The organism is Parafrankia sp. Ea1.12 (genome assembly GCF_900465275.1).
Taxonomy (GTDB): Bacteria; Actinomycetota; Actinomycetes; order Frankiales; family Frankiaceae; genus Parafrankia; species Parafrankia soli.
This window is the reverse complement of sequence record NZ_UBIZ01000364.1, coordinates 15,248-31,242: the sequence shown is the minus strand read 5'-3', so window position 1 is coordinate 31,242 and position 15,995 is coordinate 15,248. Positions and strand designations below refer to the sequence as shown.

General features: G+C 73.4%; 11 protein-coding genes. 6 read left to right on the top strand and 5 right to left on the bottom strand.

Annotation, left to right across the window (positions count from 1 at the left end; genetic code table 11):
• Positions 1-1,086 (bottom strand): TerC family protein, encoded by a 1,086-nt coding sequence (locus FMEAI12_RS20335; protein ID WP_112107410.1) that lies wholly within the window; start codon positions 1,084-1,086, stop codon positions 1-3.
• Between the two features lie 243 nt (positions 1,087-1,329).
• Complete coding sequence (locus FMEAI12_RS20330) at positions 1,330-2,607, bottom strand: peptidase M50 (RefSeq protein WP_112107400.1); 1,278 nt, start codon at positions 2,605-2,607, stop codon at positions 1,330-1,332.
• 304 nt (positions 2,608-2,911) lie between these two features.
• Here FMEAI12_RS20330 and FMEAI12_RS20325 point away from each other — a divergent pair, with 304 nt between their 5' ends.
• Both FMEAI12_RS20325 and uvrB read left to right on the top strand, forming a co-directional pair.
• Positions 2,912-4,591: a helix-turn-helix domain-containing protein gene (locus FMEAI12_RS20325; protein ID WP_235014236.1), complete on the top strand. Its 1,680-nt coding sequence runs from the start codon at positions 2,912-2,914 to the stop codon at positions 4,589-4,591.
• A 95-nt stretch (positions 4,592-4,686) separates the two neighbouring features.
• On the top strand, positions 4,687-6,813 hold the full coding sequence (gene uvrB / locus FMEAI12_RS20320; protein ID WP_112107398.1) for an excinuclease ABC subunit UvrB: 2,127 nt from the start codon (positions 4,687-4,689) through the stop codon (positions 6,811-6,813).
• A 77-nt stretch (positions 6,814-6,890) separates the two neighbouring features.
• Here uvrB and FMEAI12_RS20310 read toward each other — a convergent pair whose 3' ends face one another.
• Together FMEAI12_RS20310 and coaE are read right to left on the bottom strand one after the other, a co-directional pair.
• Positions 6,891-7,631 (bottom strand): trans-aconitate 2-methyltransferase, encoded by a 741-nt coding sequence (locus tag FMEAI12_RS20310; protein ID WP_112107395.1) that lies wholly within the window; start codon positions 7,629-7,631, stop codon positions 6,891-6,893.
• A gap of 5 nt (positions 7,632-7,636) precedes the next feature.
• A complete protein-coding gene (gene coaE / locus FMEAI12_RS20305; RefSeq protein WP_112107392.1) occupies positions 7,637-8,257 on the bottom strand; it encodes a dephospho-CoA kinase in 621 nt (206 codons plus the stop codon).
• Between the two features lie 93 nt (positions 8,258-8,350).
• Here coaE and FMEAI12_RS20300 point away from each other — a divergent pair, with 93 nt between their 5' ends.
• The 4 genes from FMEAI12_RS20300 (at position 8,351) to FMEAI12_RS20285 (ending at position 12,234) form a co-directional block, all read left to right on the top strand.
• Positions 8,351-9,118 carry a hypothetical protein gene (locus FMEAI12_RS20300; RefSeq protein ID WP_112107390.1) on the top strand — a complete coding sequence of 256 codons (768 nt, stop codon included), beginning with the start codon at positions 8,351-8,353 and terminating at the stop codon, positions 9,116-9,118.
• Positions 9,119-9,363: 245 nt separating this feature from the next.
• Positions 9,364-10,650 (top strand): ABC transporter substrate-binding protein, encoded by a 1,287-nt coding sequence (locus FMEAI12_RS20295; protein ID WP_112107462.1) that lies wholly within the window; start codon positions 9,364-9,366, stop codon positions 10,648-10,650.
• A gap of 64 nt (positions 10,651-10,714) precedes the next feature.
• Positions 10,715-11,776, top strand: coding sequence for a M4 family metallopeptidase (locus FMEAI12_RS20290; RefSeq protein ID WP_112107388.1), 1,062 nt, complete (start codon positions 10,715-10,717; stop codon positions 11,774-11,776).
• Between the two features lie 29 nt (positions 11,777-11,805).
• Entirely contained in the window at positions 11,806-12,234 is a 429-nt protein-coding gene (locus FMEAI12_RS20285) for a protealysin inhibitor emfourin (protein WP_235014235.1), read from the top strand.
• On the opposite strand, the gene FMEAI12_RS20280 is transcribed toward FMEAI12_RS20285, so the two are convergent.
• The gene (locus FMEAI12_RS20280; protein WP_112107386.1) at positions 12,134-15,688 is read right to left on the bottom strand and encodes an EAL domain-containing protein; all 3,555 of its coding nucleotides are present in this window, start codon (positions 15,686-15,688) and stop codon (positions 12,134-12,136) included. The two genes, FMEAI12_RS20285 and FMEAI12_RS20280, sit on opposite strands and share 101 nt — an antisense overlap.
• Positions 15,689-15,995 lie beyond the last annotated feature (307 nt).

The following is a 15,995-nucleotide window of genomic DNA, read 5'->3' as shown; positions in this document are numbered from 1 at the left end:
CTAGTCCGCCGCGTTGGCCGCCGGTGCGTCGGCCCGGGTGTCCGTGCCGGTCACCAGACGACCGCCGTCGCCGGCCTCACTGACTCCGCCGGCCCCACTGAGCCCGCCGACCTCACTGGACCCGCTGAGGCCGCCGGCCCCACCGGCGTGGCCGTCCTGGCCGCCGTCGCCGTTCTCGGCGGGCGGCTCCGTCGTCAGCGACCAGACGATCGACCCGGCCAGCACGACCGCGATCACCGCGAGGGACAGCCAGATCGGCATGTGCCAGACGTCGGTGAGCAGCATCTTCACCCCGATGAAGGCAAGGATCACGGCGAGCCCGGTCGCCAGGTGGTGGAACTTCTCCATCAGCCCGGAGAGGAGGAAGAACAGCGACCGCAGGCCGAGGATGGCCAGCGCGTTGGCGGTGTAGACGAGGAAGGTCTCGTTCGTCACGCCGAGCGCCGCGGGCACCGAGTCGAAGGCGAACAGGACGTCCGCGGTCTCGACCGCCACCAGCACGGCGAGCAGCGGCGTGGCGATCAGCTTGCCCGCGCGCCGCAGGATGAAGTGCTGCCCCTGGTAGGTGTCCGTCACCGGGATCACCCGACGCAGCAGCCGGACGGCCCTGCTCTGCCCGGGGTCCATGTCGACGCCGTCGTCGCGGACCATCTTGAACGCCGTGTACAGCAGGAAGGCGCCGAAGATGTAGATCACGAAGCTGAAGTTCTCGAGCAGCGCGATGCCGGCCGCGATGAACAGGAAGCGCAGCACCAGAGCGCCCAGCACGCCGTAGAACAGCACGCGGTGCTGGTACTCCCGCGGGACCTTGAAGTACGAGAAGATCAGCGCGAAGACGAACAGGTTGTCGACCGAGAGGCTCTTCTCGAGCAGGTAGGCCGCCGCGTACTCGCCGGCCGCGCCGGGGCCCTGCCAGGCCCAGATGACGAAGGCGAAGGCGACACCGAGCGACACCCAGCCAACGCTCCACCACGCGGCCTCCCTGAAGCCGATGACGTGCGCCCTGCGGTGCGCGATCAGGTCGATGGCGAGCAACAGGAGCAGGCCGCCAATGAAGGCGGCCCAGGCCCAGGCGGGCACATCCACGGAATCTCCTTTGGGTGGTACGGGGGGGGTCGCGGCCGGTGGCCGCGGTCACCGGCGGGGCTCACGGGCCCCGCCGGGAATGCTGTGCTCTGGTCCGCCGGGCGCCGTTGCCAGCAGCGTGACCAGAGCGGGTTCAGGACGGGCCGCCAGGCCCGCGCGCCGAGGGGGCCACTCAGGCCCGGCGACGGCGGGGACGTCCGCCGGGAACCCGGCGGGACCGGGCTCCCGGCGCGACCGGTGAGCTCACCGGCGACGGCGGCCGAAGCCGGTCGGGGTGACCACCCGGCCGTGCAGCGGCGTGGTCTCCAGCGCCCGGGCCAGTTCGCCCGGGCCCACGGTGCCCACCATCCCGGGCAGGCCGTCCGGGCCGTCGGCGACGACGACGATCACGCCCGCGGCGGGCCGGTGCGCCAGCCGCGACGCGACCGCGGCGAGCGGCTCCTCCGGACGGGCGGTGGCGACCCGGTCCAGCGGGATGGTCACCCGGGCCACCCGGGCCAGGTCGCGGTCGTCCGCGGGCACCGCGGCCAGATCACGCAGCAGGGTGACGCCGATCAGCGGCCCGGCGAAGTCCCGGACCCCGAACACCGAGGCGCGGGACGGGAGCACGGTCTCGTCCAGCGCGGCGGCGACCGTCTTCCAGGACGGCAGCGCCTCCGGGGCGGGGATCATCACGTCACGGACGAAGACCCCGCGCAGCGCGGCAGAGGTGCGCTCCTGCGTCTGCGCGAGCCGGGACGTCCCGAGCGCGAGCCAGCCGAGGAGAATCGCCCACAGGCCGACCAGCCCGACCAGGAAGGTGGCCGCCGCACCGAAGACGATCAGGGTCCACCCGGTGATGACACCCGCGCGGGCCACGGCCGCTTCCGCGGCCGCCTCGTCACCGGTGCGGCGCAGGACCCGGGCGGCGAGGATCCGCCCGCCGGCGCTGCGCGGTGCGGGCAGCAGGTCGACGACGGTGATGAGCAGGGCGAACGTGCCGACCCAGAGCGCCAGCTCGCCGACCAGGGCGAGCGTTCCGCCGGGGGCGAGCGCGCCGGCGGCGACCAGCACCATCCCGGCGAGGGCCGTCACCGTCAGGCCCGCACGGGCGACGGCGGCGTCGGCGAGTGCGTCACCGGTGGCCGGGGCGAGCGGGTCACCGGAACCGGCCGGGCCGGTACCGCCCAACGGGCCGGTACCGCTCAGCGGGCTGCCGTCGCCCCGGTCCGTCGAGCGGTCGCGTGCGGGTGCGAGGCCCAGCCGGCTCCCGAAGGCGCCGAGGGTGATCCCGGTGACCGTGATCCCGGCCCTGCGCGCGGCGGCGGCCCGGGCCAGGTCGGCCCCGAGCAGGATCGCGACGAGCAGACCCGCGCCGAGCACGCCCCCACTGAAGTAGGCGAAGCCCGGACGGCCCGGCACGGTGGCGGGGAGGGTGAGCGCGCCGAGCAGCACCGTCACGACCGCCACGGACACGAACAGGCCTGGGCGCACTGCGATCGGCGGCAGCGCCGTGGGGCGGGAGCCGTCCTTCGTGGACATGTCTCGGGTAGATCCTTTGCCTTTCACCGTCAGTCACTTCCGTCGGGGGCTTTGTGTTGCCGTGGTGGCACCTGGGCGGGGCGATGATCGCGGCGCCGGGCGGCCGACGGGCGGTGCGGGGATCGTCCCCGCGAGGGGCCGGATCCGCTCCGCGTCGGCCTGCCGTGGGCGCCCCGCAGGGCCCCGTACCAGGCTCAACGCTCAGCCTGCCCTTCGGTGTCCCGGCAGACACCGTCCGGAGTCCGCGACTTTGTCTACGATTTCCTTGCCGATACTCGGCAGCCGAGCGGGGGGAGAGCATGAGGTGACGAAACGGGATCAAACATCCAGGCCGGTCTTCCCGGACGACGACCAGCCAGCCGGGCTGCCCGGTACCAGCCTCACCCGGCTCCCCCGGGCCGCCGTGCTCGCGGCGGCCGACGCCCGCCTGCACGCCGGCCTGCTGGGCAACTATCTGGAGGTGCTCGCCTCCGCGGCCGACAGCGGCCGGCGGCTGTCCCGCGCCGAGCTCGACGTCTTCCGGGCGCTCGGCCAGGCCGCCGCCGAGTCCGGCGCCTCGCTGCCGGCGCTCGTCGACCTCTACCTCTCCGCGACCTGGCGGATCTGGCCGTCGCTGCCCGTCGTCCGCCAGGCCGACCGGGACGCGCGCGACCTGGGACGGACGCTGCCGGCGGTCCTGGACGGGCGGGTGCCGGCCGTCGCCCACGCCGAGCACTCCCAGCACACCGAGGACGGCGGTGATCCCACCGATCTCAGCGGGCTGACCGTCGGGGCGGTCTCGCGAACCCGCGCGGCGGCGTCGGCCGTCCTGCGGGCCAGCGACGACGCGGTCGCGGCGGTGTGCGAGGGCTACGAACGGGCCCGTGCGGCGCGGGCGCGCTCGGAGGAGGCGATGCGCCGCGAGCTGGTGGACGACCTGCTCACCGGCACCTCCGAGCTCGGGCCGCTGCTCGAGCGGGCGGCCGCCTTCGGGCTCCGGCTGGAGGCGCCGCACGTCGTCCTCGTCGCGGCGGGCGGGCGGCGCTTCCTGGACGGGCGGGCGGTCGTGCGCGGGATCGAGGAGGCGCTGCGCGCGCAGTGCGCCACGGAGCCCCTCGTCGCGACCAAGGACGGGCTGCTCGTCTGCGTCGTCCCGCAGGAGACCGACCTGATCCTGCCCGGCCCGCCCACGGCGGCGATCACGCCGGACGACGGCGCCGCACCGGACCGTCGCCCCGCCGCCGGCCCGACGGCCGGGTCGGCCAGGGCCGGGGTGACCAGCGTGAGCGATCCCACGTCGGGACGACACCATCCTGTGCATCACCCCGTGCACGCCCGGCCGGACGGCGGCTCCGGGCACCCGAGGGCCGACCGGCCGACCCTCGACCGGGAGATCGCACGCCCACGGACCACGGCGCCGCGGGGCCGGCGCCGGATGGACCCGCCCGGCCCCGGCGACGCCGGGTTCGCGCCGCTGCCGGCGTTCTCCCCCGCGGACGCGGCGCCGTCCACCGCCATCAGGGCGGTCACCGGGCGGCTGGGGGTGGAACCGGAGCTCGTGTGGCGGCTTGGGGTCAGCCGGCCCCGCAGCGGCGTCGCCGGCGTGCGCATCGGCTATGAGGAGGCCCGCAACGCCGTCGAGCTGGCCGGGCGGATGCGGCTGGACGGGCAGGTCGTGCACGCCGACGACCTGCTCATCTACAAGGTGCTGCTCCGCGACCGGGAACCGCTGGAGGAGCTCGTCGAGGCGGTGCTCAGCCCGCTGCGGGCGGCGCGGGGCGGCGCGGGACCGCTGATCGAGACGCTCGACGCCTACTTCGCGACCGGCGGCGTGGCGCTCGCGGCGGCCCGCCGGTTGCACCTGTCGGTGCGCGCGCTCACCTACCGGCTCGACCGCATCCACGCCCTGACCAGGCATGACCCGACCTCTCCGACGGACCGGTACGTCCTGCAGACCGCGGTGCTCGGTGCCCGGCTGCTCGGCTGGGAGGGCACCTCGCGCTGAGGGACACCGCCGCGTGGGGCCGCCGGGTGCCACCGCCGAGGTGGCCGGGGACCGCCGCCGGGAAACTGTCGGAGGCGTGTGGTGTTCTGGAACTCGTGAGCACAACGTTCGAACGCCCCACCACGGACTTCCAGCGCTCGGCCGCGCCGTTCGAGGTCGTCTCGGATTTCGCCCCCTCAGGCGACCAGCCGGCGGCGATCGAGGAGCTGGCCCGCCGCGTGCGGGCCGGCGAGAAGGACGTCGTGCTCCTGGGCGCGACGGGCACCGGCAAGTCGGCCACCACCGCCTGGCTCGTGGAACGCCTGCAGCGCCCGACCCTGGTGATGGCGCCCAACAAGACACTGGCCGCCCAGCTCGCGAACGAGTTCCGTGAGCTGCTGCCGAACAACGCCGTCGAGTACTTCGTCTCCTACTACGACTACTACCAGCCCGAGGCGTACATCGCGCAGACCGACACCTACATCGAGAAGGACTCCTCCATCAACGAGGAGGTCGAGCGGCTGCGCCACTCGGCGACGATGAACCTCCTCACCCGGCGCGATGTGGTCGTCGTCGCCAGCGTGAGCTGCATCTACGGTCTGGGCACCCCCCAGGAGTACATCGACCGGATGGTCCGGCTGCGCGTCGGCGACGAGATCGAGCGCGACCGCCTGCTGCGCCGCTTCGTCGACGTCCAGTACGCCCGCAACGACCTCGCCTTCACCCGCGGAACGTTCCGCGTGCGTGGCGACACCATCGAGGTGTTCCCGGTCTACGAGGAGCTCGCGGTCCGGATCGAGATGTTCGGCGACGAGATCGAGCGCCTGACCTACCTGCACCCGCTCACCGGGGAGATCGTCCGGGAGTCCCAGGAGGTCTTCGTCTTCCCCGCCACCCACTACGTCGCCGGGCCGGAGCGGATGGAGCGGGCGATCGCCGGCATCGAGGCGGAGCTCACCGACCGGCTGGCCGAGCTGGAGGGCCAGGGCAAGCTGCTGGAGGCGCAGCGGCTGCGGATGCGCACCACGTACGACATCGAGATGATGCGCCAGGTCGGCTTCTGCTCCGGCATCGAGAACTACTCCCGGCACATCGACGGCCGGGCCGCCGGCACGGCCCCGCACACCCTGCTCGACTACTTCCCGGACGACTTCCTGCTGGTCATCGACGAGTCGCACGTCACCGTGCCGCAGATCGGCGGCATGTACGAGGGCGACATGTCCCGCAAGCGGAACCTGGTCGACCACGGCTTCCGGCTGCCGAGCGCCATCGACAACCGGCCGCTGCGCTGGGAGGAGTTCCTGGAGCGCATCGGCCAGACGGTGTACCTCTCTGCGACTCCGGGCCCCTACGAGCTGGGGCGCGGGGACGGCGTCGTCGAACAGATCATCCGGCCGACCGGCCTGCTCGACCCGGAGATCGTGCTGAAGCCGACCAAGGGCCAGATCGACGATCTCGTGCACGAGATCCGGATCCGCGCGGAACGCGACGAGCGGATCCTGGTCACCACGCTGACCAAGAAGATGTCCGAGGATCTCACCGACTACCTGCTCGAGCTCGGCATCCGGGTGCGCTACCTGCACAGCGAGGTCGACACACTGCGCCGGGTCGAGCTGCTGACCGAGCTGCGCCGCGGCGAGTTCGACGTGCTCGTCGGCATCAACCTGCTCCGCGAGGGCCTCGACCTGCCCGAGGTGTCGCTGGTGGCCATCCTCGACGCCGACAAGGAGGGCTTCCTGCGCTCGGACAAGTCCCTGATCCAGACCATCGGCCGGGCCGCCCGCAACGTCTCCGGCCAGGTCCACATGTACGCAGACAAGATCACTCCGTCGATGAGCAAGGCCATCGAGGAGACGAACCGGCGCCGGGAGAAGCAGATCGCCTACAACACCGAGCGCGGTCTCGACCCTCAGCCGCTGCGCAAGAAGGTCGTCGACATTCTCGAGGACATGGTCCGCGAGTCCGCGGGCGAGGAGATGATCGGCGGCGGTGGCCGGGCGCAGTCCCGTGGCAAGGCCCCGGTACCCGGGATGAAGTCGAAGGCGGGGGACGCGGTCGGCCGGTACGCGGCGGAGCTCGCCGGCATGCCGCGCCACGAGCTCGCCCAGCTCATCCGCCAGCTCGACGACCAGATGCACGAGGCCGCCAAGGAACTGCAGTTCGAGCTGGCGGCCCGCCTGCGCGACGAGGTCAACGAGCTGAAGAAGGAGCTGCGCGGGATGGACGCCGCGAACGTCCGGTAGCCGCGCGAACGCCCGGCGCCGGAACCGGGCCGGGGGCCGGGCCACCGGCGGAACCCGGGTGCCTGGCCGGGCCGGGGTCAGGCCGCGCGGCGGGCGTGTACCTCGAGGCGGACGTAGTCGATGGCGGGCCGGGGCAGCCGCTCGGCGACCGCCCGGACGAAGGCCGCGCGCTCGTCGGCGCCCAGCCTGACCAGGTGCGCGCCGAGCACGACCGTCTCCAGGTAGTCGTGCAACGCAGCCGGACCGTCGAACTGGGCGGTCTCGGCGCGCAGCCGGGCCTCGATGTCGACGAAGCCGGCCGCGGCGAGGCGCCGCTCCGTCTCGGCCGGCGCCGCGAAGTTCCACACCTGCGGAACCTCTCCGAGCACCGCCGCCAGGGCCGCCTGGACGGAGGCGATGTTGCCGTGGCCGCCGCAGTCGACCGAGAGCCTGCCCCCCGGCCGCAGGATCGCCGCGAGGTTGTCGAACACCCGCTGGTGATCGGCTATCCAGTGCAGGACGGCCACGCTCAGCACGGCGTCGACCGGCTCGGCGATCGGCAGCGGGTCGAGCAGGTCCGCCGCGAGAATGGTGAGCCGTTCGGTGTCAGGCAGCCGTGCGCGGAGCTGGTCGAGCATGCTCGCCGATGCGTCGACGGCGATGACCCGGCCGCGCGGGAGCGCCTCGAGCAGCGCCGCGGTGTCCCGCCCGGTGCCGCAGCCGGCGTCCAGCACGGTCTCACTGCCGGTCAGCGCGAGCCGGGCGAGCGTGCGCTGCCCCCACAGCTCGTGCGGCAGCCGCAGCCGGCCGTAGGCGGCCGCGTCCCACTCCCAGGCCACGGCGCTCAGGAGCCGGGGCCGACGGAGGGCTCGGCCAGCCCGGCGTCACGCCGGTGCAGCAGCTCCCCCCACACCTCGCCCACGCGTTTCCGCAGGTCGTCGAGCGACCCGCTGTTGTCGACCAGGATGTCGGCGACCGCCCGCCGCTGCTCGTCGGTGGCCTGGGCAGCCATCCGGGCCTCGGCCTGGTCGCGGGCGAGACCTCGCCGGGCGAGCCGCTCCAGACGCAGCTCGCGTGGTGTCTCGACGACCACGATCGCGTCGTAGCCGGGGCGCGGTCCGCCCTCGACCAGCAGCGGGATGTCGTGGATCACGACGGCGTCCGGCGACGCGGACGCGATCCGGGCCGCCATCTCCGCCCGGATCAGCGGATGGGTGATCGACTCGAGCCGCCGCCGGCTCGCCTCGTCGGCGAACACCACACGCCCCAGCGCCTCCCGGTCGAGGGCGCCGTCCGCCAGCAGCACGGACGGCCCGAACGCCTCGGCGACGGCGGCGAGGCCGGGCGTTCCGGGGGCGACTACCTCGCGGGCGATCCGGTCGGCGTCCACCAGATGGGCGCCGTGTTCCACCAGGAGTTCAGACACGGCGCTCTTGCCCGACCCGATTCCGCCCGTGAGGCCCACAATCAGCACCAGCCGAGTCTGCCAGGAGCCCCCCGTGCCCGCGACGGGTCCGCGCGGCGCCGGGCCGGCCGCGCGGGTTGGCACACTGGACGGGTGGCGCCCACCCGCAGCGAGCCCGGCCGTGCCGGGCCTGACCGCGCCGGGCCTGACCGCGCCAGGCCTGACCGCGCCAGGCCCGGCCGGGCAGAGTGGACGCGGGCGGCGATTGCCCGGGGCTGGCCGGCGCTGCTCACCGGCAGCCTGCTCGCCGCCGGCACGGTGGGCCTGGTGCTGCTGCCCACGCTCGCGAGCTCCGCTCCCCTGCTACTCATCGCGCTGCGGCCGACGGTCTCCGTCCTCATACTGGTCGGCGGCAACGTCGCGTTCCTGCCCGCACTGCTGATCGCCACGGTGCTCCGGACCCTGCTCGACCTCGGGTACTTCGGCCTGGCCCGCTACAACGTCCGGTCGCTCCTGCTGCGCCGGGTCGGCACCAGCCGGCTGGTCACCGTCCTGTCGCGGCACGGCGCGCAGCGGGGCCTGCTGTGGTTCTGCCTGATCAACACGAACGTGGCCGTCGACGCGGCGTTGGGCACCGGGTCGGTGTCGATGCGCCGGTTCCTGCGGTTCCTCGTCCCCGGTTCGATGACCTCCTCGGCGCTCTACCTGTCGGCGGGCAGCGCCCTCGGGCCGTGGACCAGCGACCTGGTCCGCTGGCTCGACAACCACGCGAGCCTGCTCATCATCGGCGGCATCGCGCTGGCCTGCGCCCACGCCGCGGTGGTCATGGTGACCCGCCGGGTGCGCGCCGGGCGACGTCCGGCCCCGGCCACCAGCCCGCCGGTCAGCAGCCCGCCGGTGAGCGTCGAGGACGTCCACTAGAAAAGGCCGGACAGGCACGAGGGACGGTTCGGCGACAGCGTATATCCGCGCCGATTTTCTCATTTTCTCCGGCGCCGGACGGATTTCCCACGAGCACCACCTGAGCGGCGTCCGGGCGCGAATTTCCTCGCTGTGATCTAACACGGTTTTTACAGGCCGGACGACCATCCCGGGCGTAAGACGTCGTGACTGCCCGAGAACCCCGCGGCCTGTCGCGTGCCGGATCGGAGAGGTGGATCGTCCTGGTGTTTCGTTCGAAGTTGATCGGCACGGCGCTCGTGACGGCGGCGCTGGTGAGCGCCTGTGGCGCAGGAGGATCCACCCAGAGCGGAACGGCGACCTGGACCTGCGCGCCGGGTGTCACTGACGACGAGATCACGGTCGGCGTCCTCTACCCGGACAGCGGCGCGATGTCGGCCCAGTACACCGGATACCGCTCCGGTGTCGAGGCCCGCATGGCGGAGCAGAATGCCGCCGGCGGGGTCGGCGGCCGCCGGATCACGACGATCTGGCGTGATGACGAGTCCAGCCCGGGCGTCAACCTGCGCGCGGCGAAGGATCTCGTGACCGCGGGCGCGTTCGCGATCCTCGAGCACACGGCGTACTCGGAACAGTCCGCGCCCTGGCTCGACCAGCAGCACATTCCAGTGGTGGGTGTGGCCGACCAGCCGCTGTGGGCGGACCACCCGAACATGTTCACGTACACATACGTCGCCGACGACACCGAGGCGACGACCACCCTGGGGCAGTTCGTCCAGTCCCGCGGCGGAACCCGGGCGGCGCTGATCATCACCTCGGCGACCCGGGCTTCCCTGCTCTACGCCGAGAGCGCGCGACGCAGCCTGGCGGCGGCGGGCATCCCGGTCGTGTTCGAGGAGCCGATCGACGGCATCACCATGCCCGACGTCGTCGGGCGGATCGTCCGGACCGGAGCGGACACCCTGGTCGCGGCCACCTCGCTCGACATCTACATCGGCGCCCTGATCACCGCCGCCGAGCGGGGCCACCCGTTCGGGACGGCGGTCTCCCCCGCCGGCTACGACATGCGCGTGCTGGTCTCCGGCCTGCGGCAGGCCCTGGCCGGCACCTACACGCCGCTGCCCTTCACCGCGCTGGAGCGGGGCCTGCCCGCCCACCGCGACTACCTGTCCGCGATGACCCGGCACGCCCCCGAGATCCAGCCGCCGAGCCAACAGAGCGCCGTCAACGGGTGGATCAGTGCCGACCTGTTCCTGCGCGGACTGCGGACCCAGGGGCACTGCCCGACCCGCGACTCCTACATCCGCGGGCTGCGCGGAGTGACCGACTACGACGCCGGCGGCCTGCTCACCCAGAAGATCAACTTCTCGGCCGGGCAGGGCCGGCTGGACCGCTGCGCCGACTTCGTCCGCGTCTCCGCGACCGGTGACGTGTTCGAGGTCGTCGAGCCGCAGCCGCGGTGCGGCGAGCTCGTCCCGGCGGCTCCGGCCGTCACCGCGGCGACGGCCGCGGCACAGGACGGCGCAGGCCGGTCTGGACATCTGCTCACGTAGCGGCCAAGGTCGGTGGCCCCCGGTCAGATCCGCCCGGGACGGCCCACACCTGGAGGAGTCGCCGATGACCGGTCACCGACGCTGCGCGCCCTGTGCCGTGCCGCCGCACATCCTCGAGCGCATTGCCCGGAACGGGAACGACGAGCAGCGCGCCCGCGCGCTGTCCACCATGGCCCAGGACTCCTCGCACCGCAGCGTGCGGGTGCACAACGCCCTGATGCGCTCCGTGCAGCGCCCGGCGACCCCGCCGCGGCTGGCCCCGACCAGCGGCCCGCGCCGCACGATCGGCGACGCGAAGGAGTCCGAGGACCTGCCGGGCACGACCGTGCGCGCCGAGGGCGACGCCCCGGTGGCCGACGTCGCCGTGAACGAGGCGTACGACGGCCTCGGCGCCACGTTCGCGTTCTTCCTCGACGCCTACGGCCGGGACTCCGTCGACGACGACGGGATGGGCCTGCTCGCGACCGTGCACTACGGCGATCATTACGAAAATGCCTTCTGGAACGGCCGGCAGATGGTCTTCGGCGACGGTGACGGCGAGCTGTTCAACCGGTTCACGGTCTCGCTGGACATCATCGGCCACGAGCTCGCGCACGGCGTCACCGAGGACGAGGCGCAGCTGATGTACCTGAACCAGTCGGGCGCGCTGAACGAGTCGCTGAGCGACGTCTTCGGCTCGCTGGTGAAGCAGCACCTGCGCGGCCAGACCGCCGAGGAGGCCGACTGGCTGATCGGCGAGGGCCTGCTCACCGACGCCGTGCAGGGCGTGGCGCTGCGGTCGATGAAGGAGCCTGGCACGGCCTACGACGACCCGGTGCTCGGCGACGACATTCAGCCCGCGCACATGGACGGCTACGTCCGCACGACGACCGACAACGGCGGGGTGCACATCAACTCGGGCATCCCGAACAAGGCTTTCCACACGCTCGCGGTGGCCCTCGGCGGCCACGCCTGGGAGCGCGCGGGCCGGATCTGGTACGAGGCGCTGCGCGCGCCCCAGCTCCGGCCGAACGCGACGTTCCGGTCGTTCGCCGCCGCCACCTCGCGCCAGGCCCAGGTGCTGTTCGGGCCCGAGGAGACCCAGGCCGTGCGGGACGCCTGGGCCTCGGTCGGCGTTCCGGTCTGACGCCCCGGCCGGGCGGGGAGAATCGGAGGGTGACCGACGACCGGAACACCGGGTCCCGCCCGGACGGCGGCGGGCCCGCCGACCTGGCCGGGCGCATCCGGGTGATCCTGGAACGCTCTGGCGGGATCATCGGCCGGCCGGTCCGGCGCGGGCTCGACACCGCCCAGCTCCCCGCCGACCAGGCGGCCACGCTGCGGTCGCTGGCGGCCTCGCTCACCGCCGGGCCGGACGGTACCGCCGGGCCAGGCGGCACCGGCGGCGGCCCGGCGGGGGCGGATCGCTTCGTCTACGTGATCGAGGTGGAGTTCCAGGGCGGCCGGGTGGAGCGGACGTTCCACGAGCCGGTGCCCGAAGGGGTCAGACCCCTGCTGACGTTGCTGTCACGCGCGCCGCGGCTGCCCGCTCGGCCCGGACCACCACCGCCATCGTCTCCAGCAGGTGGTTCTCCGCGTCGATGAGCGCGGCGCTCGACGGCTCGTGGCTCCTGGTCACCGAGATGCCGACGGCGATCGGCACCGCCGACTCCCGGGCCCAGGAGCGGCGGACCTCGTCGGCCATCGCCTCGGCCCGTTCCCGCCCGCCGGTCGGGACGGCCACCGCGAACCGGCTGTCCGACCAGCGGGCGAGATACGCGGACTCGTCGCAGACGGCCCGCAGGAGCTCGGCGAACCGACTGGTCAACCTGTCCCGGCCCGCCTGGACGTCGAACAGGCACACCGCGGCGCCCGGCGACAGCCCCTGCAGGGTGGAGAGGAAGGCCGCCCGGCCGGTCAGCCCGGCCGTGCCGTCCGGGTGGTGCTCCCGAACCGAGGCGGCCCGCAGCCGGCCGAGGCCGTGCCCCGCCTGCCCGGCCAGCAGCGCCATCGCGCGGTACAGCGACGGGTCGATCGCGGCCACCGGGGCCGGCCAGCGGGCGCACATGACGCCGAGCGCACCGCCCTCCCCCGGGATCGGGACGAGGAACGCGGAGGCCACACCACTGGCGCGGACGATGTCCAGGTTGAAGCCGGGAAAGGTCGGCGCGTCCGGGACGAACAGTGGGCTCTGTGTCCGCAGGACCTCGCCGATGACCGTCTCGTCGTTCGAGCTGAACCGCTGCCCCGGCTTGATGAGGGAGGTGGCCCCGGGCGCGAGGGAAGCCCCGACGGAGTTGTAGACCGTCGAGCCGGGCGTGTCGGACATCAGGACGGTGACGACGTCGCCGCCCAGCATGTGCCGCGCGGCGTCACTGACCAGGGACGCGGCCGCAGGGAGATCATCCGGGTAACAGAGCTGGTCCAGCGCCCGGGCGGTGTCGGTGACCACGGCGAGCAGCACGGCCTCCCGGCGGACGTCCATCATGACCGCGGCGTGCTGGGCGAGGCTCTCCAGCGCCTCGCGCTGGCCCGGGGTGAGCCGCCGCTGGATCCGGTCGTTGATCGTGACCGCACCGATGGCGTAGCCGTCGGAGGTCCGCACCGGGACGGCTGCGATGAAACGGGCCTTCCGGCCGGGGAACGCCCTGGTCCCGTGCGCGAACCGGGTGTCGAGCATCGCGTCCGGGATCTCCAGCAGCTCGCCCGCCGCGACGGCGTGCGAGGCCACGCCGACCCGGGCCGGCACGTCCTTCAGTTCGTGGCCGTGGCGGCCCAGGTAGGTCTCCGAGTCGGCGCCGACCAGGAGCACCGACCCCACGTTGCAGCCGGTCATCGCGGCCGCGAGGGCCGCCATGTCGTCCAGGGGGTAGGTCCGCGGCCGGAACGCGATCTCGTAGCGCCGGGTCGCGGCGACCCGCGCCGCCTCGTCCGCCACCGGCGGGGCCAGGACACCGAACCGCCGCGTCTGCGACACCGTGAAGGGGGCATCCGGGCCGACGATCGGCTCGGAACGCGCCGCGTCCACCGCCTCCACCGCGTCGGCCGCAGACCCGGCACCGCCCACCGGCACGCCGCTGCCGGCCGGCACAGCACCACCAGCCGGCAGGGCGGCAGGGGCCGCCGCACCGGCGGCGCCGGGGCGGTCGGCGGGTGCGGCCCGCTCCACCAGCAGGTCCTCGAGATGCGACGGCGGGCGCGGGCGCGAGACCGCGTCGCCCTGCAGGATGTCGCAGCCGAGCTCGGTCATCATCCGCAGCGTCCGGTCGTCCTCGACGCCCTCGCCGACGACCCGCAGGCCGAGCCGGTGGCCGAGGTCCAGCACCGAACGCACGATCGCCGCGTCCAGCAGGCTGCCGCGGACGTCCGCGACGAACCCGCGGTCGATCTTGACCTCGTCGAACGGCAGCGCCTTGAGGATCTCCATCGAGCTGTAACCGGTGCCGAAGTCGTCCAGGGCGAGCTTGACGCCCTTGCTGCGCAGCTCCCGGAGCATGGCGGCGGCCCGGCCGGGCTGGGTCACCAGGGCGCTCTCGGTGATCTCGAGGGTCAGTACGTCCGGGGGGAGCTGGTGGCGGGCCAGGCTCCCGGTCACCAGGCTGGGCAGGTCGTCCAGGACGAGCATGCGGGCGGAGAGATTCACCGAGACGGGCACGTGCAGCCCACGGGCGGCCCACGCGGCGCACTGCCGCAGTGCCTCGTCCAGCACCCACCTCGTGACGTCGACGATGAGCGCCGAGCGCTCCGCCATCGGCAGGAACGCGCCGGGCGGCAGCAGCCCGCGGGTCGGATGGCTCCAGCGCACGAGAGCCTCGACGCCGACGATCCGCCCGGTCGCCGCCGCCTGGAGCGGCTGGTAGAAGACGATGAGCTCGTCCCTGGCGATGGCCGCGCGCAGCTCCGCGTACAGCGCGATCTCCCAGGAGCGCACGCCCGCGATGCCCGCGTCCCACAGCCCGACCCGCTCGCCCTCGCGCTTGGCCCGGGACAGCGCCGCGTCCGCACAGGGCAGCAACGACCCGATCGTCTCCCCGTCGCGCGGGGCGACCGCCAGCCCGGCGCTCGCCTCGACCTCGACCTCGACGCCGTGCACGGTGAACGGCCCCTCGATCTGGCGCAGCACCGACTGACCGAGCTCACGCAGGTCGCTCTCCCGACTCGCCGACGTCGGCACGGACCCGCCCCGGTGCGGGCCGCCGTGTGCGGACCCGCCGCGGTCCGGATCTCCGCGGCTGGCATCACCACCGCCCAGCTCGTCGTCGTCACGGCGGTCCGCGCCGGGCGGGCCGGGGATGACGAGCGCGAACTCGTCGCTGCCGAGCCGGCCGACGAAGGACGGCCGCGGCGTCACCGTGGGAAGAGCGCGGGCCAGCTGGCGCAGCAGCTCGTCACCGGCCTCGTGCCCCAGCGCGTCGTTGACCTCCCGGAACCGGTTGATGTCGAGCAGGAGCAGGACCGCCTCGCGGTCCTTCTTGACCGCCCGCGCGATCGCCGGGTCCGCGGCACGGGTCAGCCCGCTGCGTGCCACCAGGGACGTCAGCGGATCGGAGTAGGCCTGCTCCCCGCGCCACTGGAACAGCCCGTACATCACCAGGCAGCCGCCGGCCGAGCTGACGGCCGCGGTGATCAGCAGCGCCGGCGAGCCGGCGAGGGCGGAGTTGACCGACGCCGCCAGCAGCAGCGTCAGGGCCACCCAGGCCGCCATGGCCAGGCTCCAGCCGAGCCTGAGCACACCGCAGTAGCTGGCGATCCAGGGGAACCACAGCAGGAACAGCTGGCTTTCCTCCCCGGGTATGGCGTCCGCGGCCGCGGCTCCCATCCCGGCCGCCATCGAGGCGGCGGCGAGCGCGGCCAGCCACGGCCACCGCTCGTGGGCGGCGACGAGCCGCTGGATGAGGGCCAGGTTGACCAGCGCGATGGCCAGTGCGATCCACGTCCCGGCACGCAGCCGCCCCGGGGATCCGGGGACGGTCAGGACCAACAGGAAGAACCCCACCATCCCGACGGTGAGGACCACTAGCAGGCGGCGGCGGTCGACGACTACGGGACCGCTGGTCACGACCCGTCCCCCTCTCCCTGGCCGCGGCAGGTCCCCGGCGCTGGGCGCTGACCGGCACCGTTGTGGCGGCCAGTGGCCGACGGGGCCCGGGCGCGCCGGACCACCCGCGCGGACGACAGAGACCTGACGTAGTCAGAACATAACCAAAAACCGAATGAATCTAACGTCCGCGACGACGCTTTACCAACCACATTTCGGACAGGCGGCGTGAATTCCGGATGATTCAACGCCGACGACGATGACCACGGCTGGGATTGTCGACTCCATCGCCGGAAAGGCGGAAAAGAGGCGGAAACCAGGGAAGCCA

Excerpts from the sequence above, each read along its gene's own strand:
- FMEAI12_RS20330 (WP_112107400.1), bottom strand. The coding sequence starts at position 2,607 with ATGTCCACGAAGGACGGCTCCCGCCCCACGGCGCTGCCGCCGATCGCA.
- FMEAI12_RS20290 (WP_112107388.1), top strand. The coding sequence starts at position 10,715 with ATGACCGGTCACCGACGCTGCGCGCCCTGTGCCGTGCCGCCGCACATC.